This is a genomic window from Kosakonia sp. 1610, from assembly GCF_050435845.1.
In the GTDB taxonomy this organism is placed as follows: domain Bacteria; phylum Pseudomonadota; class Gammaproteobacteria; order Enterobacterales; family Enterobacteriaceae; genus Kosakonia; species Kosakonia cowanii.
The window spans coordinates 100,945-121,534 of record NZ_JBNDKZ010000005.1; the positions used below are offsets into that span (position 1 = coordinate 100,945).

17 protein-coding genes, 1 tRNA gene and 1 other RNA gene are annotated in these 20,590 nt (G+C 55.3%); 8 read left to right on the plus strand and 11 right to left on the minus strand.

Annotated features, from left to right (window positions below; translation table 11 throughout):
* Window positions 1-106 precede the first annotated feature (106 nt).
* The 7 genes from dppA to ABIC80_RS15285 all read right to left on the minus strand — a co-directional run bounded on the left by dppA (window position 107) and on the right by ABIC80_RS15285 (window position 7,442).
* Complete coding sequence (dppA, locus tag ABIC80_RS15255; protein ID WP_042713259.1) at window positions 107-1,714, minus strand: dipeptide ABC transporter periplasmic-binding protein DppA; 1,608 nt, start codon at window positions 1,712-1,714, stop codon at window positions 107-109.
* An 822-nt stretch (window positions 1,715-2,536) separates the two neighbouring features.
* Window positions 2,537-2,668: non-coding RNA, RtT sRNA (locus tag ABIC80_RS15260), on the minus strand.
* Window positions 2,669-2,704: 36 nt separating this feature from the next.
* Window positions 2,705-2,781, minus strand: a tRNA-Pro gene (locus tag ABIC80_RS15265).
* 90 nt (window positions 2,782-2,871) lie between these two features.
* Window positions 2,872-4,554: a kdo(2)-lipid A phosphoethanolamine 7''-transferase gene (eptB, locus tag ABIC80_RS15270; RefSeq protein WP_429177730.1), complete on the minus strand. Its 1,683-nt coding sequence runs from the start codon at window positions 4,552-4,554 to the stop codon at window positions 2,872-2,874.
* A 214-nt stretch (window positions 4,555-4,768) separates the two neighbouring features.
* Entirely contained in the window at window positions 4,769-5,200 is a 432-nt protein-coding gene (locus ABIC80_RS15275) for an organic hydroperoxide resistance protein (protein WP_094418960.1), read from the minus strand.
* Between the two features lie 117 nt (window positions 5,201-5,317).
* Complete coding sequence (locus tag ABIC80_RS15280; RefSeq protein ID WP_076769346.1) at window positions 5,318-6,520, minus strand: L-lactate MFS transporter; 1,203 nt, start codon at window positions 6,518-6,520, stop codon at window positions 5,318-5,320.
* 241 nt (window positions 6,521-6,761) lie between these two features.
* A complete protein-coding gene (locus ABIC80_RS15285; protein WP_094418958.1) occupies window positions 6,762-7,442 on the minus strand; it encodes an autotransporter domain-containing protein in 681 nt (226 codons plus the stop codon).
* Window positions 7,443-7,589: 147 nt separating this feature from the next.
* Between ABIC80_RS15285 and tag the strand changes: the two genes are divergently transcribed.
* Window positions 7,590-8,171, plus strand: a complete 582-nt coding sequence (gene tag, locus ABIC80_RS15290) for a DNA-3-methyladenine glycosylase I (RefSeq protein WP_429177732.1) — start codon at window positions 7,590-7,592, stop codon at window positions 8,169-8,171.
* On the plus strand, window positions 8,149-8,595 hold the full coding sequence (locus tag ABIC80_RS15295) for an N-acetyltransferase (protein ID WP_042718597.1): 447 nt from the start codon (window positions 8,149-8,151) through the stop codon (window positions 8,593-8,595). Before tag ends, ABIC80_RS15295 begins: the two co-directional genes overlap by 23 nt.
* Here ABIC80_RS15295 and ABIC80_RS15300 read toward each other — a convergent pair.
* Window positions 8,558-10,888: a molybdopterin guanine dinucleotide-containing S/N-oxide reductase gene (locus ABIC80_RS15300; protein WP_429177733.1), complete on the minus strand. Its 2,331-nt coding sequence runs from the start codon at window positions 10,886-10,888 to the stop codon at window positions 8,558-8,560. The two genes, ABIC80_RS15295 and ABIC80_RS15300, sit on opposite strands and share 38 nt — an antisense overlap.
* A 192-nt stretch (window positions 10,889-11,080) precedes the next feature.
* On the opposite strand from ABIC80_RS15300, the gene ABIC80_RS15305 reads away from it, so the two are divergent.
* The 5 genes from ABIC80_RS15305 (at window position 11,081) to ghrB (ending at window position 16,249) form a co-directional block, all read left to right on the plus strand.
* Window positions 11,081-12,097, plus strand: coding sequence for a LacI family DNA-binding transcriptional regulator (locus tag ABIC80_RS15305; RefSeq protein ID WP_429177734.1), 1,017 nt, complete (start codon window positions 11,081-11,083; stop codon window positions 12,095-12,097).
* Between the two features lie 114 nt (window positions 12,098-12,211).
* Complete coding sequence (locus tag ABIC80_RS15310) at window positions 12,212-12,973, plus strand: sugar phosphate isomerase/epimerase family protein (RefSeq protein WP_429177735.1); 762 nt, start codon at window positions 12,212-12,214, stop codon at window positions 12,971-12,973.
* Window positions 12,966-13,907: a sugar kinase gene (locus ABIC80_RS15315; protein ID WP_094418953.1), complete on the plus strand. Its 942-nt coding sequence runs from the start codon at window positions 12,966-12,968 to the stop codon at window positions 13,905-13,907. Before ABIC80_RS15310 ends, ABIC80_RS15315 begins: the two co-directional genes overlap by 8 nt.
* Before the next feature lie 78 nt (window positions 13,908-13,985).
* Complete coding sequence (locus ABIC80_RS15320) at window positions 13,986-15,278, plus strand: MFS transporter (protein ID WP_288881820.1); 1,293 nt, start codon at window positions 13,986-13,988, stop codon at window positions 15,276-15,278.
* Window positions 15,275-16,249 carry a glyoxylate/hydroxypyruvate reductase GhrB gene (gene ghrB, locus ABIC80_RS15325; protein WP_094418952.1) on the plus strand — a complete coding sequence of 325 codons (975 nt, stop codon included), beginning with the start codon at window positions 15,275-15,277 and terminating at the stop codon, window positions 16,247-16,249. Before ABIC80_RS15320 ends, ghrB begins: the two co-directional genes overlap by 4 nt.
* 86 nt (window positions 16,250-16,335) lie before the next feature.
* Here ghrB and ABIC80_RS15330 read toward each other — a convergent pair whose 3' ends face one another.
* From ABIC80_RS15330 to ABIC80_RS15340, 3 genes are all read right to left on the minus strand, one after another.
* Window positions 16,336-16,737, minus strand: coding sequence for a hypothetical protein (locus tag ABIC80_RS15330; protein ID WP_429177736.1), 402 nt, complete (start codon window positions 16,735-16,737; stop codon window positions 16,336-16,338).
* Window positions 16,738-16,749: 12 nt separating this feature from the next.
* Entirely contained in the window at window positions 16,750-19,008 is a 2,259-nt protein-coding gene (locus ABIC80_RS15335) for a type VI secretion system Vgr family protein (protein WP_429177737.1), read from the minus strand.
* 179 nt (window positions 19,009-19,187) lie between these two features.
* Window positions 19,188-19,898, minus strand: a complete 711-nt coding sequence (locus tag ABIC80_RS15340) for a DUF3053 domain-containing protein (protein WP_042718608.1) — start codon at window positions 19,896-19,898, stop codon at window positions 19,188-19,190.
* Between the two features lie 390 nt (window positions 19,899-20,288).
* Here ABIC80_RS15340 and ABIC80_RS15345 point away from each other — a divergent pair, with 390 nt between their 5' ends.
* Window positions 20,289-20,582 carry an HTH-type transcriptional regulator gene (locus ABIC80_RS15345; protein WP_042718609.1) on the plus strand — a complete coding sequence of 98 codons (294 nt, stop codon included), beginning with the start codon at window positions 20,289-20,291 and terminating at the stop codon, window positions 20,580-20,582.
* The last annotated feature ends 8 nt before the right edge of the window (window positions 20,583-20,590 follow it).

Sequence of the window (20,590 nt, forward strand, 5' to 3'; positions counted from 1 at the left end):
ACGGCACGTCTGTATTGCTCACAAATGTATTTCCACTCTTATTACAAGAGGGAACAGACCTCTCCCCCTCTCCCAGCGAAGAGGGGGAGATCAGGCATTTTACTTATTATTCGACAGAGACGTTTTCGAAGTGGTGTTTGCCTAATGGATCAACCACATAGCCTTTCACCTCTTTACGCACTGGCTCGTAGACGGTGGAGTGCGCGACGATCAGCGCCGGAGCCTGGTCATGCATCACTACCTGCGCTTGTTTGTAGAGCTCAATACGCTTGTTGTGATCGTCAGTGGCGCGCGCCGGCTGAATCAGATCTTCAAACGGCTTGTAGCACCAGCGCGAGTAGTTGGAGCCATCTTTCGCTGCTGCGCAGCTGAACAGGGTGGCGAAGAAGTTATCCGGATCCCCGTTGTCGCCGGTCCAGCCCATCATAACGGCCTGGTGCTCGCCCGCTTTCGCACGCTTGAGGTATTCGCCCCACTCGTAGGTGACGATTTTGGCCTGTACGCCCACTTTCGCCCAGTCAGACTGAATCATCTCAGCCATACGGCGCGCGTTCGGGTTGTACGGACGCTGTACTGGCATTGCCCACAGCTCAACGGTGAAGCCCTTCTCATGACCGGCTTCTTTCAGCAGCTGCTTCGCCTTCTCAGGATCGTAGGTGTAGTCTTTAACGTCGTCGTTATAGCCCCACATGGTCGGCGGGATCAGGTTTTTCGCCGCAACGCCCGCGCCCTGGTAGACCGCTTTGATGATCGCTTCTTTGTTTACCGCGTAGGTCAGCGCCTGGCGCACTTTCACATCATCAAACGGTTTTTTCTCGGTGTTGAAGGACATGTAACCGACGTTCAGGCCAGCCTGCTCCATCAGGTTAATGTTTTTGTCCTGTTTCATGCGCGCGATGTCAGCCGGGTTCGGGTACGGCATCACCTGACATTCGTTTTTCTGCAGCTTGGCGTAACGCACGGAAGCATCCGGCGTGATGGAGAAGACCAGGCGATCGATCTTCGGCTTGGTGCCCCAGAAGCCTTCAAACGCTTTGTAGAGAATGCGCGAGTCTTTCTGGTATTGCAGCAGCTGGAACGGACCGGTACCGATTGGGTTGAGGTCAACTTTGTCCGGCGTACCGGCTTTCAGCATGTTGTCCGCATACTCTTTGGAGAGAATGGAGGCGAAGTCCATCGCCAGGTCAGCGAGGAACGGCGATTCCGGGCGCGTCAGCACGAATTGCACGGTATGGTCGTCGACTTTTTTCACTTCGCTAATCAGATCCGGCAGACCCATGCCTTCGAAGTATTCGTAGCTGCCGCCAGAGATTTTATGGTACGGGTTCTGGGCGTTTTTCTGGCGATCGAAAGAGAACACCACGTCATCGGCGTTGAATTCACGCGTCGGTTTGAACTCTTTGTTGTCCTGCCACTTCACGCCTTTACGCAGGTGGAAGGTGTAGGTTTTGCCGTCTTCGCTGATGTCCCACTTCTCGGCCAGACCCGGAATCACTTCCGTGGTGCCGGTTTTGAACTCAACCAGACGGTTATAAATTGGTACAGAGCTGGCATCGTAAGTGGTACCAGAGGTGAAAAGCTGTGGGTTAAAGCCTTCGGGCGAACCTTCAGAACAATAAACCAGGGTTTTAGCCTGCACGCTTGCCGCGACGGTCATGGCCACCAGGCTAAGACCGAGCTTCAGCATCCCTGACTTCTTCAAGGAAATACTCATTGATTCTGCTCCAATGTGATATGTGTTGTTACCCATGCAGTGGGTATGTCCGACAGGCCTTTTTTAGTTTTTTACCCGGTCTGGTCGGTTGTGCCCGCAGGCGTTATGAGAGATGGGGATTCCTTTCACAAGGTTGACTGAGTTGCAGTACAGATTCTCCATGAAATGCCCCTCATGCCCTACAATCTGTCAACAGAATGTCAAAACGTCAATACAGGTAACCGGGATTTACAACGACGGTGAGAATCGGCAAACAAAGTTAAAAAAAAGTTCAAGCCGCCATATTCAGCAGGGAAATTTATGCTAGTGGCTCAGAGGCAGAATATTCCCCTTATAAAGCGCCATTACCCAGTGATTAACATTCATGCAGATTATGAAAAATTTCTATCACAATGATGATTATCTGAGCGGTATATCCCGCGAACGCTAAAACGCACAGCGCAAAATGCTGACTTTATCCATAAGCAACGCGAAAAAAGATCGTTAGATATATAAATAAATACGATGGAATATCGCAAAAAATAGCCGTCAGGCAGCGGGAAGCAGGGATAAGCAGAGTTTCAGCGGGTTTTGGTTTTTCACGGGTGGATTGGCTGCGGAATCGTGGTTTTGCCGGATGGCGCGTGAACGCTTATCCGGCCTACGGTTGCATTGGCTGCGGAACCGTGGGTTTTTGCCGGATGGCGCGTAAACGCTTATCCGGCCTACGGAATTGAGGATTTTGCTGGATCGCGTAGGCCTGATAAGGCGAAGCCGCCATCAGGCAATTGTGCTGACGCAGAAAGCAAAAAACCCAACCGTAAGGTTGGGTTTTTCTAAATTTGGTCGGTGATAGAGGATGACTCGCCACTGCGTGGCTCGCCCTGCGGGCCGTTGCTGCGCAACGTTCTCTCGCTACGCTCGAGTCGAACCTCCACCCCCGGAGGTTCTCATCCTCTTTCGGACGCAGAAAGCAAAAAACCCAACCTTGCGGTTGGGTTTTTCTGAATTTGGTCGGTGATAGAGGATTCGAACCTCCGACCCCTTCGTCCCGAACGAAGTGCGCTACCAGGCTGCGCCAATCACCGAATGCGGGGCGCATCTTACTGCCGCCGACATGCCCCGTCAATCCTTTAATCGAAAAAAGCTAACTGACTGGCGAGAAAGCCAGCAGCGCGTTACTTCGCGGCCTGCGCCGGTAAACGGCACCAGTTGTTGTTCTCGTTAATCCCACCGTCCGGCGAGGTATAACCGAGGCAACCCATAATGGTGTCGTACAGCTCAACGTGGCGGCGCGGCGTTTTATAGGCCGCCTGCTGCTTAAGCTGCGCCAGCATCTGCGCCTTCTGCGGATCTTCAAGGTACTTATCAGACATCCACACCATCATCGGCACGCGGAACTGCTCCGGCGGTGCCATATGGCGCGGCGTGCCGTGCAGGTGCTCCTGCTCATTGATCGATTCGCCGTGATCCGCTGCGTAAAACACAATCGCTTTACGGTCGCGCATCTTATCAATCACGCTGTCGATAAAGTGATCGACATAGGTCACCGAGTTATCAAAGGAGTTAATCATCTCCTCTTTACTGCACTTGCGATCGACGCCCATACACTCCGGTTTCCACTGCGCGAAGCTGCGCGGGTAACGCTGGGTATAGTTAAAGTGCGACCCTTTGGTGTGGAGAATAATCATATGCTTACCGTTGGCGTTATCCTCCAGCGAGCGGTTCATCTCGTCGACCAGCAGCATGTCGTCAACGTGCTTGCCACGGTTGCGCGGCTCAGCGCCAATCTGCTCGCGGTAGGCGATATTGTCCGCCATGGTGTTGCTGTAGAACCACATTTCGCTCTGCATGGCGTAGAGATCGCTGGAGAAGCCAAGCTGCTTGAGCACCGCGAAAATATTCTGCTCTTTCAGCGTACGCTGCGGGTTGGTCTCCGCACCGCCTTCGCGCACAAACATACAGCGCAACGAGAGCTTCGTTGCGGTATCGCACGAGTAACCGCGGAAGGCGACGAGGTTCTTCTCCTGCGCCAGCTTCGGCGTGGTGTTGCGTTCATAGCCGAGCATGCCCATATGGTCCCAGCGCGTGGTCTCGCCGATGATAAACACCACCCAGGTATCATCAATATTCTTCGGCGCGACGTAGGTAAACTTCGTCGCCGGGTTCATCAATGAACTGTTATCTGAAGACTCATCAACGCGCGCCCAGGCATAGAGCCCCAGCGCAGAGAGCCAGTTGGAGGGCAGATAGGAGTTAGCAACCACGCCGCCGTAGCTTGGCAGGTCAACGCCCGAAGCGCGTTCGGCCTGCTTCTGCTGCACATCCATCAGGCGAATCGGCCCCCACACCAGTAGCCCGGCTAACACCACCAGCCCTGCGCTGCGAATGCGCGCGCCAGGCTGACGTAGCTGGCGAAGCAGGGTGTCGCGGCAGCGGTTGTGCCAGATAAAGAGCAGTGGGAGCGCGCTTACTGCCACGATCCAGACGAACAACTGCCAGCCCACCACCTCTTTGGAGAGGTCAATATCCGTGGTCATCACCGAGGCGATAATGCCGTAGCCAATCACCACGTTAAGGAAAGTCATGTAATAGCTGGCGGCGGCTGAGAAGACCACAATCAGCGAAGTCAGAATACGCCAGACGCGTCGGCCAAACAGCGACAGCACACGTAGTAAGAAGAAGGTGACCAGCACGGTCGCGACCAGCTCCACGGCAGCGGAGAGCCCTTTCAGCGGAGTGAATGCGTGCGCATAACCATCGAACCGACGGTAAAACACAGCGCTATTCATAAACAGACCGATATACAACGCAAGCAGGAAGCTTAACTTCTGCTGGGTAATCGTTTTGATATAGTTCATGCAAGCAGCTCAAAAAAGAGGAAAAAGCTCCTGAAAGCGAGAGTCATTCACGCGTCAGGCTAAACAATTGCGAAGGAAGTTAATACGTGAAACTTCTGAAGCGCGCTAAGTAGACCATAGCGGCAGAGAAAAGTGTCAATGGGAGATGAGATTCGGCCATATATTTACAAAAAATAGATGGCCGATGGCAAAAAATGTTAACCGCGATGGGTTATCAGGAGGTGATTACATTGAGTTTTACATCAATGTTACCGCGGGTGGCATTGGAGTAAGGGCAGACAATATGCGCCTTTTGCACCAGCTCTTCCGCTTCTTTGTGATCCATGCCCGGCAGGTGGATATCCAGCTGCGCTTCGATACCAAAACCGGTCGGCAACGGCCCAATGCCTACCTGACCTTCAATGTAAGCATCCTGCGGCACTTTCTTCTTCTCGGTCGCCGCCACGTGTTTTAGCGCGCCAAGGAAACAGGCCGAGTAGCCCGCTGCGAAAAGCTGTTCCGGGTTGGTCACTTCGCCGCCAGGGCCGCCCATCTCTTTCGGTACGCCCAGTTTGACATCCAGCACACCATCAGAGGAGGTTGCACGGCCATCGCGTCCCCCGGTTGCTTTCGCTTTAGCACGGTAAACCACTTTCTCTAAAGACATTTGTGACTCCTTCTGTTGGATGAACCTGATTAATAAGGATAGTCGCTTTGCGGAAAGTGTGCGGCGCAGATAAAAAAACCGCCGTAAAGGACGGCGGTTTTTCGTATCAGATAGCCATTACGCGTGCGCTTGCTGGTAGACCTCGCGCTGCGGCTGGCGGATGGTGGTGGAGAGTGCCAGCGAGAGGATCAGCAGGGCGAAGATGACACAGAAGGTGACATAAAAGCCGCCGAACAGTGAGGCGATAATCGAGCCACAGATGCTGCCGATACCGAAACCGAGGTAAATCACGCCGTAGTTTTTCGCCAGGTTGTTGAGGCCGAAGAACTCACTCACCAGCGACGGGAAGACGGTGATAGTGCCGCCGAAGTTGAAAGCAACACAGGCGATGGCGGCAAAGAAGCTCACGGCGTTCAGCGGTGCGAAGAGCAGTGCGGCCATGCCGACTAATGAAATCACCTGACCAATGGTAATCACGCGGATGCGGGCAATCTTGTCAGAGAGGATACCCAGCACCAGGCGGCCGCTGAGGTTGGCAATCGCAATCACCGTTACCGCATTAGCAGCAGTGGCAATATCCAGATGCACCATCCCCTGCGCAATATCTTTCGCCACGCCAATCACATACAGGCCGCTCATGCAGGCGGTCAGGAACATCACTGCCAGCATCCAGTACTGCGGTTTACGCATTGACTGCGCCAGCGTGAAATCATTTTCCACTACGCCGTTAACGGTGGAGACTTTCTGCAATGGTGCATCGGTCATCAGCATCGCACCGAAGACAATCATCACCAGCGTAATCGCGCCCCAGATCATAAAGGTGCTTTCCAGGCCGACGGTCGCCAGCAGATGGCTGTCAATAAATTTAAAACCGAGGCTGCCAAGGCCGTAAGAACCGATAGAGAAGGCAGAGATCAGCCCTTTGCGCTCCGGGAACCACTTCACGCAGTTAGAGAGGGTTAACAGGTAGCCCGCGCCATCTGCCAGGCCAACCAGCACGCCAGCGCTGAGCCACAGCATCATCAAATTGGTCGCGTGCGCGGTGAGGAAGAAGCCAAGCCCGAGCAGCAGGCCGGAGGCGATGGTGACGCGCTTCACGCCAAAACGCTCCTGCAGTTTACCGGCTACCGAGGAGGAGAGCGCGAGGCCAAGGCTCAGCAGGCCAAAGGAAAATGCGACCTGGCTTACCGGCTCGCCCAGTTTTTCCGCCAGCGAACTATTGAACAAACTCCAGGTGTAAACCGATCCTAACGCAAACTGCGTGATGATGGTGCCGACCAGCGTCAGCCAGCGAGTGTGTTGAGCAAAGGAACTATTCATGGCAGTTGTCCCGCAGAAGAATAAAAAGGAATTCACTGCCGACAACCATAACGAAGCGCATTTCATGCCTGGGTAAAAAAGGCATGAAATGCAGCGAGAGAGGAATGAAATGCCGCTAAGCGGGAATGAATGACCGCGCGAAATATCACTGCGGCGAATACTAAGTGTGAGTTAGTACATACTATCAATATAAAACGCGCCGCTATTGTTTCCAGAGTGTAAAAAGATTGTTTTAATCGAGCTAAAAACGGGCGCTGACCCCCATGCTGTAGAGGTAGTTTTGCCCCCAGGTCTCGTTTTCCGATTGCGACATTGAGGCGTAGGCCGCGAGATGCGGGTTGAGCAGCATATCGGCTCCCAGCGTCACATCCATCCAGTTGCCATACTGGTTGGCGGCGGTAAGTCGATAGAGACCCGACTGGCTCTTCCAGACGTTTTCGCCAAACTGCTGGTTAACGCTGATTTGCGCCCACGGACGCAGATCGCCAAAGCGGCTATCGACGCGCCAGCCCAGCGAACTGACGCTGGCGTGCCACAGCGGATCGCTGTACTGCACGTTGGTCGCACTGTCGCCGAATTCGTTATACATTGAGGTCGTTGAGCCATCGTAGTGCCACACCGCCACTGGGCCGGTAGTGACTTTACTTGAGAGCGGAATATTCCAGCCAAGGCTCATGGTGCTAATCGTATCGAGCGGCGACGTGTCAGGGAGATTAATGGCCAGCCCCGGCGAGTTTTGCGTCGAACGAATGCGCTCTTCAAGAATATCGTTATAACGGGGTTGCCGTTCGCTATCCCAGCGATAGCGTCCATCGGTGTCATCAGCACCGACATACTCTTGCTGCCACGCCGCCGCCGTCTGAGAAAAAAGCAGACAGGCAGGCAGCAGCGACATCATCAGGCCACTGCGGGTTGTTTTCATTATTTTACGACTCCAGAGAAGAGCCGAACTCGGCGTAATTGTTATCGTTGTTAGAACGGGCAAAAGCCCTGTAATAAATATTGTCTTTCTGAGGTTTACGTCAAGGCAGGACGACGTTTATTTTTCCTTCACAAACGGAGTACGGATATGCAGCGTTGTGGTTGGGTTACCCAGGACCCGCTCTATCTCGATTATCACGATAATGAGTGGGGCGTCCCGCAAAGAGAGGGTAAAAAGCTGTTCGAGATGATCTGCCTCGAAGGGCAGCAGGCGGGGCTGTCGTGGATTACGGTGTTGAAAAAACGGGAAAATTACCGTCACGCCTTCCATAACTTTGACCCGCAGCGCGTGGCTGCCATGACGCCGCAGGATGTCGACAGCTTGCTGCAAAATGCCGGGATTATTCGACATCGCGGCAAGATTGAAGCGATTATTGGCAATGCCCGCGCCTACCTGGCGATGGAAGAAAACGGCGAGTCATTTTCAGATTTTATCTGGGGATTCGTCGATAACCAGCCGCAGGTCGCGCACGCCGCACTGCTCGCAGAAATCCCTGCCTCGACGCCCGTCTCCGACGCCTTATCAAAAGCGCTGAAAAAACGCGGCTTCAAATTTGTTGGTTCAACTATCTGTTATGCCTTTATGCAGGCCTGCGGTCTGGTTAATGACCACGTCGTCGGCTGCATCTGTTACCCGGGAGGAACGCATGATTCGCGCATGGAACAGTGAAGATTTAACTCCGCTGCTGGCGCTGTGGCTGGAGAGCACCACCCTCGCCCACCCCTTTATTCAGGCCAGCTACTGGCAGGAGAGCGAAGCGCTGGTGCGCGACGCCTACCTTCCGTCGGCGAAAACCTGGGTCGCTGAGCAGGAGGGCGAATTGCAGGGCTTTGTCAGCGTGATGGATGAGCAGTTTATCGGCGCGCTGTTTGTGCGCCCGCAGGCGTTTGGCCTGGGGTTCGGGAAAGCGCTGATTAACCATGTTAAACAGCACTTTCCTCGATTAAGCCTTGAGGTTTACCAGCAGAATGAGCGGGCGGTGAACTTCTACCATGCGCAGGGCTTTACCATTACCGAAAGCGCATGGCAGGAGGAGACCGGCCATCCAACGTGGATCATGAGCTGGCAGGCGGATCAAACGCCGTCAGCGTAAGCGCCGGGCCGCGATACTTCTCAACCCACGCCAGCGCCGTATTTCCCGCGCAGCCATTGCCCAGCCGCGAGCTGGGCAGATCTTTGGTCAGCACATTCACCGCGCCGTTTTTACACAGTCCGTCCGCCGTTGGCTCAAGATCCGGCCATGCCCCTTCATGAATACAGATCACGCCAGGCTTAATACCGCTGCTCACCACCGCGCCCGCCAGCACCTGCCCGCGCTGGTTCCATACCCGCACCACATCGCCCGGCGCGATACCGCGCGCCTGCGCATCGAGCGGATGGAGCGTAATTGGCTCGCGTCCGGCCACCGCATACTCCTCGCGCAGACGAGTAAAGTTGAGCTGGCTGTGCAGGCGATGCGCGGGGTGCGCAGAGAGCACCTGCAGCTGCTCCGGCTCGGCGTTGCCGTGCCACTCATCCGGCTCCAGCCATGTCGGATGCGGCGGGCAGTCGGCATAGCCAAAGCTTTTAATGCGCTCAGAGAAGATTTCGATTTTACCGCTCGGCGTTTTCAGCGGGTGCGCCTGCGGATCGCGACGGAAATCGGCGTAACGCACGAAGCGCGCATTCTGCTCGCTCTGTGGCATCTCAATCAGCTGGTTCGCCTGCCAGAACTCAGCGAACGGCGGCAGCGTCACCTGCTGGCTCGCCCCGCGTTCGCCAGCGATGGTGTAGAAGGTCTCCAGCCACTGCAGATCGCTCTTCCCTTCGGTAAAGCGCTCGCGCCCGCCCGCTTCCCAGCGCTCGCTTAAGTCAGCGAATACCTCGAAGTCATCGCGCGCCTCAAACTGCGGCGGCACCACGCGCTGCATCGGCACCAGGTGCTGGTTGCTGTAATCGCCGGTCATCGTCAGATCGTTACGCTCAAACGAGGTAGTCGCGGGCAGCACGATATCGGCATGCTTCGCCGCTGCCGTCCAGAAACACTCGGAGATCACCACCAGTTCCGGCTTCTGCCAGGCGCGGATCAGGCGGTTGGTATCCTGATGATGGGTAAAGTTTGCGCCGCCTGCCCACCAGACAAAGCGGATATCCGGGAAGTGTCCGTTTATGCCGTTATGTTGGTAAGGCGCGCCGGGGTTCTCCAGCGCTTCAACGATGCGCGCAACGGGGAATTTATGTACTGCGTCGGTACCGCCTTTGACCAGCCCCTGCATTGAAGCGAGCACCGCCGCACGGCGTGTCGGGTTACCGCCGTTGGCAAAGTGATAAGAGAGGCCAAACCCGCCGCCCGGCGTACCGATCTGCCCGAGCATCGCTGCCAGCGTCACCAGCATCCAGTGTTTTTGCTCGCCAAACTGCTGGCGCTGCATCCCCCATCCCGCCATCAGCATGGTGGTGTTTTTATGGAAAACTTCTGCCAGTTCGCGGATTTTAGCCGCTTCAATGCCGCAGATGCCTGCCGCCCACTCCGCCGTTTTCGCCACGCCATCGCTTTCGCCGGTGAGGTAGGCGGCAAAAATCTCGTAGCCCACGGTGCAACGGGAGAGAAAATCATTATCCTGCCAGCCGTTCTCCACCAGCGTATGGGCGATGCCGAGCATCAGCGCCACGTCGGTGCCCATATGCGGCGCGATCCACTCCGCGCGGTCGCCGAGGAAATCGACCGTCTCCGATCGCATCGGATCGATACAGATCACCCGCTTGCCGCTGTTGCGTAGCGCGTCAAAGTAAGGAATGCCCTGCTCATCCGAGGCGTTCCAGGCAATTTTTAGCGTATTAAGCGGGTTGGCGCTCCACAGCACCACTACGTCGCTGTGCTCAAGGATCAGCGGCCAGCTGGTCTGCTGCTGGTAAACTTCGTTGCCGCCAACCACATGCGGCATAATCGCCTGCGCAGCGCCGGTGGAATAATCCCCGAGATGGCCGGTATAGCCGCCCGCGAGGCTCATATAGCGCTGTAACAGCGTGGCGGCTTTGTGCAGCACGCCGTTGGAGCGCCAGCCGTAGGAACCCGCAAAGATTGACGACGGGCCATAGCTGTCACGAATACGTTTGTGCTGCTGATGGATCAGATCCAGTGCCTGATCCCAACTGACGCGCACAAACTCATCCTGCCCGCGCACGCCTTGCGGGCTGTCGGGCGAAGCGAGAAAGCCTTTACGCACCATCGGGTAGCGCACGCGCGTCGGGCTGTGCACCTGCTCCTGCACCACGCTTTGCAGCGAGTTGGGGAAAGGGGTCGGCAGCGCGCCGCGCGAGGCGAGCACCTTTTCACCATCGGTGTCGACCAGCATCGGGCCCCAGTGGGCCGCCGTAAGAACTGTTTTGATAGCAGAGTTTGCCAAAGCGCGCTCCTGAATAGCTTGCAGGTGGTGTCGGATGTGTTGTTTGCGCTCTATCATCCACGGCGAAGCGCGTTTGGCAAAGAATTAAACGTCATTACCGCCGCGCACCGGGTGATAAGCGCAGGTTAGTGCTTGATTGCCCGCGATTTCGCGCTAAGGTGTGGGCAACCAGTTACGGCGAGGGAAGCAACAATGGCGAAAACGACGCGCCCAACCATCAGCGATGTGGCGAAAGCGGCCAACACCGGCAAAACCAGTATTTCACGCTATCTCAACGGTGAAAAACATCTGCTTTCCGACGCCCTGCTGGCGCGCATTGAGCAGGCCATCGCCGCACTCGATTACCGCCCAAGCCTGATGGCGCGCGGTCTTAAGCGCGGGCGCACCCGGCTTATCGGGCTGATTATCGCCGATATCACTAACCCCTACTCCGTGCACGTGCTGAGCGGTATCGAAGCCGCCTGCCGCGAAAAGGGATTTACGCCGCTGGTCTGTAACACCAATAACGAAGTCGATCAGGAGCTGCACTACCTTGACCTGCTGCGCAGCTACCAGGTGGAGGGGATTGTGGTGAACGCCGTGGGCATGCGCGAAGAGGGGCTAAACCGCCTGCAACAATCCTCCCTGCCGATGGTGCTGATTGACCGCAAAATTCCTGATTTCGCCTGCGATGTCGTCGGGCTGGATAACACCCAGGCCGCCACCACCGCTACTGAACACCTGATCGAGCAGGGTTTTGAAGCCCTGCTGTTCCTCAGCGAGCCGCTGGGCACCGTTAACACCCGGCGCGAAAGGCTAAACGCTTTTCACTCCACCCTTGCCCGCTACCCTGGCGTGGTGGCGGAAGATACGGAAGTGGTGCTGCACGAAGCGGCGCAGCTGGATAACACCCTGCGCCAGTTCCACGCCCGCCATCGCGGCATGCGCAAAGCGGTGATCTCTGCCAACGGTGCGTTAACTCTTCAGGTGGCGCGCTCGCTAAAGCGTATTGGCCTGAACTGGGGCAGTGATATCGGCCTGCTCGGCTTTGATGAGCTGGAGTGGGCAGAGCTGGCGGGCGTCGGCATTACCACCCTCAAACAGCCCACCTGGCAGATCGGTTTTGCCGCTGTCGAGCAGGTGGTGCGCCGCATTGAGGGCCACAGCGATACGGTTCACGAGCGGGTTTTCTCCGGCGAACTGATCGTGCGCGGCTCTACGTCGCGTTAATTTTCCCCTTCGTGATGCCGATCATAAATTCGACACAGTGAACTTTTCTTTGGAACCGGTTCCATCTAGCGTTAATGGAAGCTAATCACCCTGCCGTTATCGGGGAACCGGAAGATGGAAAGAAAAATTATTGTTGTTACCGCCGCCTATGGTCATGGCCAGGTGGCGGCGCTGGGCGGCCAGGTCGGCACGCTGCCGATCATTGCCAATGCGGGTGCCGACGGCGTAGAGATCCGCCGCGAACTGCTGAACGACGAGGAGCTGTCTCACCTGCCATCGCTGGCCTTCGCCATTGATATGCACAACCTGCTGGTCTGCTACTCCGCGCCGGAGCCGCTCTGCCTGCAAGATGGCAGCTTAAACCCGCGCCTGCCCGCCCTGCTGGACGAAGCCCGCACGCTGAAAGCGCTGTGGCTGAAAGTCTCACTGGGTCATTTCAAAGATAACGCCGTGCTGGAGACCCTGCGCGGCTGGCTGGCGACAAGCGATGTGCCGCTGGTGGTGGAAAATGATCAAACCGAGTGCGGCAAGCTCGCGCCGATGCTGCGCTTTAAAGCCGCCTGCCACACTGCACACCTCCCCGTCACGCTCACTTTTGATACCGGCAACTGGCTGTGGGTTGGCGATGAGCCGGAAGAGGCCGCGCGCCAGCTCGCGCCCGCCGTCAGCTATGTGCATGTCAAAGCCGTTGACCGCGCAGGCGATAAACACCGCGCAACATCACCGAATGCCGAAAACCCGCGCTGGCTGGCGCTGCTCGATGCACTGCCTGGCGATGTACCGCGCGGCATCGAGTTTCCGCTTGAGGGCGACGATTTGACCGCCGTCACCCGCCACTATGTCTCTCTGCTGCGTAAGGAGTTCAGCCATGCATAACGCGCTGGATGTCATCACCCTTGGCGAAGCGATGGCGATGTTCGTCGCCACCGAAACCGGCGATCTCGCCGAGGCCGGGCACTTTATTAAACGAGCGGCCGGTGCCGAGTTAAATGTTGCTACCGGCCTTGCGCGTCTGGGATTGAAAGTGAGCTGGGTCAGCCGCGTTGGCGATGACAGCTTTGGCCGCTTTATCCTTAACACGCTGCGCAAAGAGGGGATTGATACCTCCGGCGTGACGCTGGACACCCGCTACCCGACCGGCTTTCAGTTGAAATCGAAATGCGATGATGGAACCGATCCCATTGTGGAGTATTTCCGCAAGGGCTCCGCTGCCAGCCACCTTTCGCCGGAGGATTTTAACGCCGCGCTGTTCAGTGATGCGCGCCATCTGCACATGAGCGGCGTGGCGGCGGCGATCTCCACCACCTCTTACGCCCTGCTGGAGCATGCGGCGAAGGCGATGAAATCGCAGGGCAAAACCCTGTCGTTTGATCCCAACCTGCGCCCGGTGCTGTGGAAAAGTGAAGCGGAGATGGTCGAGAAGCTCAACGCGCTCGCCTTCCAGGCAGACTGGGTGCTGCCGGGGCTGAAAGAGGGCGTGATTCTTACTGGTCAGCAGACGCCGGAAGGGATTGCTGATTTCTATCTGCAACGCGGCGTGAAGGCGGTAATTATCAAAACCGGCCCTGACGGCGCGTGGTTTAAAACCGCCGATGGCGAACAGGGGGCGGTTGCGCCGGTTATTGTCGAGAACGTCGTCGATACCGTTGGCGCAGGCGATGGTTTTGCCGTCGGGGTGATCAGCGCCCTGCTGGAAGGAAAAACGCTGCACGATGCGGTGCGCCGGGGCAATGCCATCGGTGCGCGGGCGATTCAGGTGCCCGGCGACAGCGAAGGATTGCCAACCCGCGCGGAGCTGGGCGCGCTGTAGCGCCCGTTTCGCCGATACTCAAACCGCCTGTACCCTACATGACAGGTGGAAAATAACCTCAACCATAGAGGCAACCTTATGAGCAACGCCACCAACTCAGCCAAACGCTGGCTCTATATCATGCCGATTGTGTTTATCACCTACAGTCTGGCCTACCTCGATCGCGCGAACTTCAGCTTCGCCTCCGCGGCCGGGATTAACGAAGATCTCGGCATCACCAAAGGCGTCTCTTCGCTGCTGGGCGCGCTCTTCTTCCTCGGCTACTTCTTCTTCCAGATCCCCGGCGCGGTCTACGCCGAACGGCGCAGCGTGCGCAAGCTGATCTTTATCTGCCTGATTTTGTGGGGTGCCTGCGCATCGCTGACCGGTGTGGTGAGCAATATCCCGATGCTGGCCGCCATCCGCTTTATCCTCGGCGTGGTGGAAGCGGCGGTGATGCCAGCGATGCTGATTTACATCAGTAACTGGTTTACCAAATCGGAGCGCTCGCGGGCGAACACCTTTTTAATCCTCGGTAACCCGGTCACGGTGCTGTGGATGTCGGTGGTTTCCGGCTACCTGATCCAGTCCTTCGGCTGGCGCGAGATGTTTATCATTGAAGGCGTACCGGCGGTGATCTGGGCCTTCTGCTGGTGGGTGCTGGTAAAAGATAAACCGAGCCAGGCGAAGTGGCTGAGCGAAGATGAGAAGCGCGCGCTGCAAACGCAGCTTGATAAAGAGCAGCAGGGCATTAAAGCGGTTCGTAACTACAGCGAAGCCTTCCGCTCGCGCAATGTGGTGCTGCTCTGCCTGCAATATTTCGCCTGGAGCATCGGCGTGTATGGCTTTGTGCTGTGGCTGCCGTCAATTATTCGCAGCGGCGGCGACAACCTCGGCATGGTGGAAGTGGGCTGGCTCTCTTCCGTACCTTACCTGGCGGCGACCATTGCCATGATCCTCGCCTCCTGGGCCTCCGATAAGCTGCAAAACCGCAAACTCTTTGTCTGGCCGCTGCTGCTGATTGGCGCGTTCGCCTTTATCGGCTCGTGGGCCGTGGGCGCGAATCACTTCTGGATCTCCTACACCCTGCTGGTGATTGCCGGGGCGGCGATGTACGCGCCGTATGGCCCCTTCTTCGCGATTATCCCGGAGATGCTGCCGCGTAATGTGGCGGGCGGCGCAATGGCGTTAATCAACAGCATGGGCGCGCTCGGCTCATTCTGCGGCTCGTGGTTTGTCGGCTACCTCAACGGCGCGACCGGCAGCCCGTCCGCTTCGTACATATTTATGGGGGTGGCACTTTTCGCCTCTGTATGGCTTACTTTAATTGTTAAGCCTGCTAACAATAAGCAGATTCCGGCAGGCGCACCGTCACAAGGGAGAACCGCATGAAGCCATCTATCATCCTGTACAAAGCCTTGCCCGATGATCTGCTCGCACGACTGGAGACGCACTTTACCGTGACCCAGGTTGCTAACCTGAAACCTGAAACGGTGCAGCAACACGCCGAGGCGTTTGCCAACGCGCAGGGGCTGTTAGGCTCCAGCCAGACAGTGGATAGCGCGCTGCTGGAGAAGATGCCGCAGTTGCGTGCCACCTCGACCATCTCGGTGGGCTATGACAATTTTGATGTGGATGCGCTGAACGCGCGCAAGATTGCCCTGATGCACACCCCAACCGTGCTGACCGAAACCGTGGCCGATACCATTATGGCGCTGGTGCTGAGCAGCGCCCGCCGGGTGGTGGATGTGGCTGAGCGGGTCAAAGCGGGCGAATGGACAAAGAGCATTGGGCCGGACTGGTTCGGCATTGATGTACACCATAAAACGATGGGTATTGTCGGTATGGGGCGCATTGGCCTGGCGCTGGCGCAGCGCGCGCACTGTGGCTTCGGCATGCCGATTCTTTACCACGCCCGCCGCCAGCACGCCGAAGCGGAAGCGCGTTTTCAGGCGCGCCATTGCGATCTGGAAACGGTATTGCAGGAGTCCGATTTTGTCTGTGTCGTGCTGCCGCTCACTGAAGAGACGCAGCATCTGATCGGCAAAGCGCAGTTCGCGATGATGAAAAAATCCGCCATCTTTATTAATGCCGGGCGCGGCCCGGTAGTGAATGAGTCGGCGCTGATCGAGGCGCTGCAAAACGGCGAAATCCACGCCGCCGGGCTGGATGTGTTTGAGCAGGAGCCGCTGCCTGCGGATTCACCGCTGCTGTCGCTGCCCAACGTCGTGGCGCTGCCGCATATCGGTTCTGCAACCCATGAGACGCGCTACAACATGGCGGCCTGCGCGGTCGACAACCTGATTGATGCGCTCAATGGCAAGGTGGAGCAGAACTGCGTTAACCCGCAGGTCGTCCGCTAAGGTCAATTCAGCAATAAAAAAGAGGCGATCGTATCGCCTCTTTTTTATGCCTGCATCCGCTGAATGCCAGGTTGCGACAGGAGATATCAGGGTAACTCAACGTGGTGCTGCCCTTCAGGATCGACAATGTATTCAACGGCAGTTTTTTTGGGCTGAAGACTGTATTTTACGACGACCGATGCGCCATTTTTTATCAGCTTCGCTTGCGATACAGGTATAACGCCCGCGGCTTTCAATACCGTTTTCTTCCCGCCGATATTGCTCTCCAGGGTGAAGAGGTAGAAGTAGTCAAAGTTACGCATGACATTTAACTGTTTCCAGTCAATGATGGATGCAGCAGTCACTTCACCTTGCCATTTGTCTTTGGTATTCCATTCTCTAATTAGCGTGTTTTCTTCTTTATTCACTTTTATTCCTTTAAGTGAAGAAACGACTATTAACACAACAAGTATCCATGGAATGAAATGTAAATATTTGGTTATTTCCATTTAAAAGTACCTTTAAATAAACATATGAAGTGCGCTTAATGCGACATTTTGAAGTGAATCTTCGATCTTTGTTAAAGATCTTGTATAGTTCATTGGTGCTGTAACTACGCTGGTCAATGCAGTTGAAAAAGACATCGTAGCCCAGGACACACTTGCTGCATTCACAGAAGCGCTTGCGCCATATGCGGAAAAAGAAACAATTTTGAATGTTGCATGGTCTACGACGAAATCAGTAACTTTGTCTGACCATTTCGTTTTGTTGGAGTCAATCTGCTCTATATGAGGAGCGTCGAGGGTTATTTTAGTCGTACTTTTAATTTTTATATCAGCGCCTGAGATTACATCAACTTTCCCACTGACGTTTTGTTCGTAAAAACCACCGGTTATAGTGAAAACGACATCGCCCTTAACGGTATCCGTCCTTCCGCCAGCTTTAATTGTCGTATCTTGCCCGCTATCATAATTTTCAGTGAGCCTTCCGGTAACGTGATGAACCTCTGTTCCGTCAACAGTAGTATTTCGTTCTCCCTTGATGGTAACCGTGTCGCCACCGCTGGTTATATCCAGTGTACGTCCATTTGTAATGGTTTCCGTCTGGCCGTTATTGAAAGTAGTAGTCTCTGCTTTTTCGACAGTCGTGGTGCGGACATCCTTATAATGGAACGTGGCAGCGCCGGTAATTGCGTCTTTCTGTTCGCCTTTTATCGTAGTCGTTCGTGAACCATCAATCCCAACCGTTTTATTATTCTCCACGGTGATATGCATATCTTTTTCAGCATGAAGGTCGACTTTTTCCGCACCCGCTTTATCTTCAAACAACAGATGGTTAGCGTTATCACGGTTCCCGTCTTTTGAGCGGCTCATAAAGCCCATTACCGTTGCAGCAGCAGGAAGCTCCCAAGGAGGCATGCTGGATTCGTTGTAGACGCGTCCGGTGATAATCGGCCTGTCCGGATCACCGTTGATAAAATCCACCACGACTTCATCGCCAACCCTGGGGATCTGTACGCCCCCAAATCCCTGCCCGGCCCAGGCGCTGGAAACTCGTATCCAGCATGAGCTGGCGTCATCCCCTTTTGACTCTCTGTCCCAGTGAAATTTCACTTTCACCCGACCATAACGGTCTGTCCATATACTCTCTCCGTCTGGCCCTACGACCCTGGCTGTCTGTGGTCCGTAGGTTCTTGGCCATGGGGTTTTCTGCTCTGGTCTGTAAGGTGTGGAGGCTGGAATAACAATAAAATCTGTTCGATGCACGCTTTCGCTGCTGTCGGAGGTGGAGTAGGGGTTTTCCTCAAACTGATAAACAGCCCGGATGATTGTGTAGCTGCTGTTCCCGTCAGGGAAAGGGGCATTTTCAAGCTGGAATATATGTCCGGGTGCGATAGCGCTGGCGGTTGATGTACCGGATGTCTGCTGATGCTCAACCTGCCACCGCTCCTGATGAATTTTGGCGTATTTATCACCATGGTTGTGGTCCACAAAACGGCCGGGCCAGTCATAGACGCTTACGGTTCCCGGCTGGGGAGCAACATTGTTTTGACGGGCCTGAAACAACCAGGCGTTCGGTTTGCGGAAGTCATAGTCATCCAGACTGTATAATCCTGGGGTAATGCTGTCCTGCACGGACCACTGGCTAATACCTTCCTCACCTGTGACACCCCCTGATGTAGTTTGGTGATAGGGAATAACCTCGTAGCCAGGGAAGGGCTGTAATTCAGAACCTGCATCAGTCAGCACCAGTGTGTGGCTGTCGGTATCATGGCGGAAATAGAAAGCTATCCCTTCTTGTTCCATCAGACGCCTGATGAAATCAAGAGAGCTTTCCTGATACTGAACACAGTATTCCCAGGTGCGGTACTCTTCTGTCAGTTTGTCGTCGGTCTTGACGTTGTGCTCACTGAGGATCTTTTTGACAATTTCAGGCACTGTTTGCCCCTGAAAAATCCGCATGTCCCGATTACGCTTCAAGGGCCAGAGGTCAGATTCAACTGTCAGTGTATAAGCCGTGTAGCGAGTGCCGTCATGTTCAATCGGGGTGGCGGCGGCAGAGGTTACTTTGCCGTTGAGATAACGAGGGGCTAACGCATTCTGCGTCGGAATGGTAATTGTGACGGGCTGGCTCAGGAGTTTACTGCGGTTAATTTGCGAATCTTCACTGAGCAATGTCAGTGTCCAGACAAAAGGCTCTGATATAGCTTCCTCTCCTCCCAGCCGCCAGAAGTGAAGCGTCTCACCTTCTTTAACAGTAACGGATATCCGGTTAGTCATATCGCATTGCCTCTCGTCGTTCGCTCTGTTTTTACAAGAGTAGCCTAATGCTCCCTGTGGCAGGTACATCAGAACAAACGGGGAGCGGAACGCCCCGTATCCGGTCGTTCCTTTCAGGCCCTGATTTTGTAGATGAAGCGCCAGCCATTAGCAACCACGCTTCACCATAGCCTTATTACTTATTTCATTCCTGAGACGGTTGCCGTCCAGGCCTGGGTAAACGCCTGATGCTGCGCCGCCAGCGGCCCAATCAGCGCGTTATACTGGCTGGCCTGCTCGGAGGTCGGGAACTGAATGCCGTTCGCCGTAAAGCTCACCTGCGTGCCCTGCTGCGCGATAAAGTCGCCCACCTGCACCAACTGCTGGGTGAAGACCTGCGCCGCCGGGATCAGCGGTTGCAGTGCGTTAGCCGGGTTGGTCACCACTTTGGTGTAAACCTGGTCATAGACCGGTTTCAGATCGTCTGCCTGCTTGAGCGCGGCATGGGAGGCATCGGCCTGCATTTTTGCGTTTTGCAACTGCTGGCTCAGCACGCCGAGCGAACCGTTGGCCTGGCGAAGCGGCTCGCGCTGCGTCATATAATCCTGCGGCACGCGGATGGCGTTAACGCTATCAACGACCGGGCGCAGACCGGAATCCATCGCCTGGTTCACCTGCTGGGAATAGCCATAGATAACCGCATAATCAGAGACAAACGGGCCGAACTGTTTTTTCTGATCCGCCGTCAGCGCCGGCAGACGTTCGCTGCTGCGCATTGCCGTATTCTGCAGGAAATCGATAAACGCTTTACGTTGATCGCCTTCTTTATCAAAACACCCACTCAGGCTTACCACCATTAATAGCGCCGCAAGAGACGCAAACCAGCGAGAGCAGGACTGTCCTGTCGCCATTTTATTACTCCTTTCACCCATAAAACCGCTTCTCGGCACACGCGTGCCCAACGGCCTACAAGGATAGTCCAGGTCAGCCTCGCAAGATACCCCTTCATTACACACAAAAGCGTGCGGATCCGTTTTGGCACGATATTTTCCGTGATCGCGGTCAGATTATTCTTAATCCAAATTTTTGCTGACGATTTACAAATTTATACCGAGCAAAATCGCTCTCTTATTAATCAATCAATTAAACAAAACTTAAGCGGCAGAAGGTGCATTTTGCGCGCATCTACCCCGCTTACAACGTAAATAATCAGTGGCGAAATCATACGCCAGGTTTTTTTCCGACTACTCTTATCAGGCTGTATCACGATATCCGCTGTGTGATTTTATGAGGAGTGCTCAATGGAGTACAAAGACCCGATGTTTGAACTGATGAGCAGTCTCGAACAGATCGTATTTAAGAAAGATGTTGCGCAGACGGGAACCCTGAGCAAGAAGCCGAATTCCTTTAGTGACTTTGAACAATTGCGACGTGGAACCGGTCTGAAGATTGATGACTTCGCTCGTGCGATGGGAGTCTCTGTCTCAATGGTGCATGAGTGGGAATCACAACGTATAACACCCACCGCCACCGAGATGAAACTGATGCGCCTGATTCATTCGAATCCGATGCTCAGCAAGCAGCTTATTGACTAAGCTGCAAC

Bases quoted from the DNA above. Each gene is read 5' to 3' on its own strand.
- ABIC80_RS15320 (WP_288881820.1), top strand. From the start codon at position 13,986: ATGAGCAACGCCACCAACTCAGCCAAACGCTGGCTCTATATCATGCCG.
- ABIC80_RS15340 (WP_042718608.1), bottom strand. From the start codon at position 19,898: ATGGCGACAGGACAGTCCTGCTCTCGCTGGTTTGCGTCTCTTGCGGCG.
- ABIC80_RS15310 (WP_429177735.1), top strand. From the start codon at position 12,212: ATGGAAAGAAAAATTATTGTTGTTACCGCCGCCTATGGTCATGGCCAG.
- eptB (WP_429177730.1), bottom strand. From the start codon at position 4,554: ATGAACTATATCAAAACGATTACCCAGCAGAAGTTAAGCTTCCTGCTT.
- dppA (WP_042713259.1), bottom strand. From the start codon at position 1,714: ATGAGTATTTCCTTGAAGAAGTCAGGGATGCTGAAGCTCGGTCTTAGC.
- ABIC80_RS15295 (WP_042718597.1), top strand. From the start codon at position 8,149: ATGATTCGCGCATGGAACAGTGAAGATTTAACTCCGCTGCTGGCGCTG.
- ghrB (WP_094418952.1), top strand. From the start codon at position 15,275: ATGAAGCCATCTATCATCCTGTACAAAGCCTTGCCCGATGATCTGCTC.
- ABIC80_RS15335 (WP_429177737.1), bottom strand. From the start codon at position 19,008: ATGACTAACCGGATATCCGTTACTGTTAAAGAAGGTGAGACGCTTCAC.
- ABIC80_RS15330 (WP_429177736.1), bottom strand. From the start codon at position 16,737: ATGGAAATAACCAAATATTTACATTTCATTCCATGGATACTTGTTGTG.
- ABIC80_RS15315 (WP_094418953.1), top strand. From the start codon at position 12,966: ATGCATAACGCGCTGGATGTCATCACCCTTGGCGAAGCGATGGCGATG.
- tag (WP_429177732.1), top strand. From the start codon at position 7,590: ATGCAGCGTTGTGGTTGGGTTACCCAGGACCCGCTCTATCTCGATTAT.
- ABIC80_RS15305 (WP_429177734.1), top strand. From the start codon at position 11,081: ATGGCGAAAACGACGCGCCCAACCATCAGCGATGTGGCGAAAGCGGCC.
- ABIC80_RS15275 (WP_094418960.1), bottom strand. From the start codon at position 5,200: ATGTCTTTAGAGAAAGTGGTTTACCGTGCTAAAGCGAAAGCAACCGGG.
- ABIC80_RS15285 (WP_094418958.1), bottom strand. From the start codon at position 7,442: ATGAAAACAACCCGCAGTGGCCTGATGATGTCGCTGCTGCCTGCCTGT.
- ABIC80_RS15280 (WP_076769346.1), bottom strand. From the start codon at position 6,520: ATGAATAGTTCCTTTGCTCAACACACTCGCTGGCTGACGCTGGTCGGC.
- ABIC80_RS15345 (WP_042718609.1), top strand. From the start codon at position 20,289: ATGGAGTACAAAGACCCGATGTTTGAACTGATGAGCAGTCTCGAACAG.